Source organism: Burkholderia sp. Ac-20392, from assembly GCF_017104585.1.
GTDB classification, from domain to species: Bacteria; Pseudomonadota; Gammaproteobacteria; order Burkholderiales; family Burkholderiaceae; genus Burkholderia; species Burkholderia lata.
Map to the genome: position 1 here is coordinate 1 of NZ_JAAGPB010000783.1, position 2,538 is coordinate 2,538.

Here is a 2,538-nt window from a genome sequence, read left to right on the forward strand (position 1 = left end):
TTTTCCCGGCTGGAAACGCACGACGGGCGCCACGCGTGCGGCGCTGCTCCGCGCGATCGCGCGCGGCGTCGACGCCCGTCGCGCGCGGCTGGCGACACTGCAGTCGCTCAACAATGGCAAGCCGTTCGCCGAAGCCGAGATCGACGTCGCCGACGTGATCGCCACCTTCGACTACTACGCGAGCCTCGCGGACCGCCTCGACACCGACGGCGAAACCGAGATCGCGCTGCCCGACGCGGACCATCGCGCGTGGATCCGGCGCGAGCCGGCCGGCGTCGCCGCGCTGATCGTGCCGTGGAATTTCCCGATGGTGACGACCGCCTGGAAGCTCGCGCCCGCGCTCGCGGCCGGTTGCACCATCGTGCTGAAGCCGTCCGAGATCACACCGCTGCCCGAGCTCGAACTCGCCGCGATCGCCGCCGAAGCGGGGCTGCCGCCCGGCGTGCTGAACGTCGTGACGGGCACCGGCCACGACGTCGGCGCCCGACTGTGCGCGCATCCGCTCGTCGCGAAGGTGTCGTTTACCGGCAGCACCGCCGTCGGTGCGCAGGTCATGAAGACGGCCGCGGACACGATCAAGGGCGTCGGCCTCGAACTCGGCGGCAAGTCGTCGATCGTCGTGTTCGACGATGCCGATCTCGACCACGCGGTCGAGCTCGTCACGGGCGGCGGCCTGTTCAACGCCGGACAGATGTGTTCGGCGACCTCGCGCGTGCTCGTCGCCGCGCCGCTCGCCGACGACCTGATCGCGCGCCTTGCACGGCGCATCGACGCGACCGTCGTCGGCCCGCCGTTCGCCCCCGGCGTCCAGATGGGCCCGTTGACGAACCGCGCGCAGTACGAGCGCGTGCAGCGTCACATCGCGCAGGGCCGGGCCGACGGCGCGCGGCTCGTGACGGGCGGCAAGGCGCTCGACGGCCCCGGCTATTTCATCAGGCCAGCGCTGTTCGCCGACGTACCCGCCGACAGCTCGCTATGGTGTGACGAAATCTTCGGACCGGTGCTGTGCGTCCGCGCATTCGACACCGAAGACGGTGCGATCGCGGCCGCCAACGATACCGAATACGGGCTCGTCGCAACCGTCGTCACGCGCGACACGGCCCGCGCCAGGCGGGTTGCCGGCGCGCTCGAGGCAGGCGTCGTGTGGATCAACACGCCGCAGCTGATCTATCCGCAAACCTCATGGGGCGGCTACAAGCGCAGCAGCATCGGACGCGAGCTCGGCCCGTTCGGGCTCGCTGCATTTCAGGAGATCAAGCAGGTCATGATGCCGGCCGGCTGAGGTCGCCGCGCCATGCGTTTATGTCATGCCGCGCATGCGGATATTTCGTTTGTTGCGGAAATTTGACCTCCCTACAGTTCATCCACACCCCGCGCCGCAGTTCGGCGACAGGCATCGGACCACACGGCATCGTTCATCAGGAGACGGCCATGCAACACTTCAAGGCGGGCAGAAGGCAGGTGATCAAAACCCTCGGCACGGCGCTCGCTGCATCCGCCCTTCCGATGCCATTCATCAGTACTGCGAAAGCACAGACGAGCAGTTTCGCAGGCAAGACGCTGCGCCTGCTCACGTGGTCCGACGATACCGGCGCGGCCGCGCTGCGCAACATCGCGGAAAGCTTCAGCAAGCAGACCGGCGCACGAGTAATCGCCGATCGCGCGGACGGCACGTCGGGGATGGTCGCGAAGGTCAAGGCCGCCGGCGAACGGCCGACCTACGACGTCATCACGCTCGCCGGCGTCGGCGCGTCCGGTCTCGCGGACGCGGGCCTGCTCGCGAAGCCCGACCTGAACCGGCTGCCGAACCTGAAGGACGTCGCGCCGCAATATCGCACCGGCGCGAACGGCTTCGGCATCGGCTACCTGCTGTGGTCGGACGGGCTGATCTACAACACGGCGACCGTGAAAAGCGCACCGTCGAGCTACGAGGCACTGTGGGATCCGAAGTATGCGGGCCGCCTGTTCCTGCCGCCGCCCGAGTGGGCCGAGGCGGTCGACCTCGCGATCATCGCGGCGAAGCTGGCCGGCGGTTCGCAGCAGAACATCGACCCGGGATTCCGGAAGCTCGCGCAACTGAAGGACCGCGTGATGACCCTCGGCGAAAACCCGAACCAGGTCGCCGACCTGTTCCGCACGGGCTCGCTCGACATCGGCGGCATCTATTCGCCCGCGTTCTTCCCGGACCAGATCCGCAAGCCCGACTACAAGATGGGCGTGACGTACGGGATGAAGGAAGGCTTCGCGACGCAGCTGATGTTCACCGTGATTCCGAAGGCGCACCCGGGCGACCTCGACCTGATCCACGCGTTCATCAATCATTCGCTCGACGCCGGCGTACAAGGCCGGATGGCGGCGGACGTCCTGAACGGCCCGGTGAACGGCAGGGCCGTGATTCCCGCGGAAAGCCGCGCGTTCGTGCCGTCGCCGCAGCAGATCGCGGAGAAAGCCGTGCTGCATGACGACAAGGCGCTCGCGGCGGTCCAGCCGGCATGGATCAAGCGCTACACGGGCCTCTTCTCGGCGTAACGACATGGC

General features: G+C 68.0%; 2 protein-coding genes. Both read left to right on the forward strand.

What is annotated here, in order from left to right; all coding sequences use genetic code 11:
- On the forward strand, window positions 1–1,282 hold a 1,282-nt coding region (locus tag G3N99_RS38170; RefSeq protein ID WP_206124961.1), incomplete at its 5' end, for an aldehyde dehydrogenase family protein.
- A gap of 149 nt (window positions 1,283–1,431) precedes the next feature.
- On the forward strand, window positions 1,432–2,529 hold the full coding sequence (locus G3N99_RS38175) for an extracellular solute-binding protein (protein WP_206124962.1): 1,098 nt from the start codon (window positions 1,432–1,434) through the stop codon (window positions 2,527–2,529).
- The last annotated feature ends 9 nt before the right edge of the window (window positions 2,530–2,538 follow it).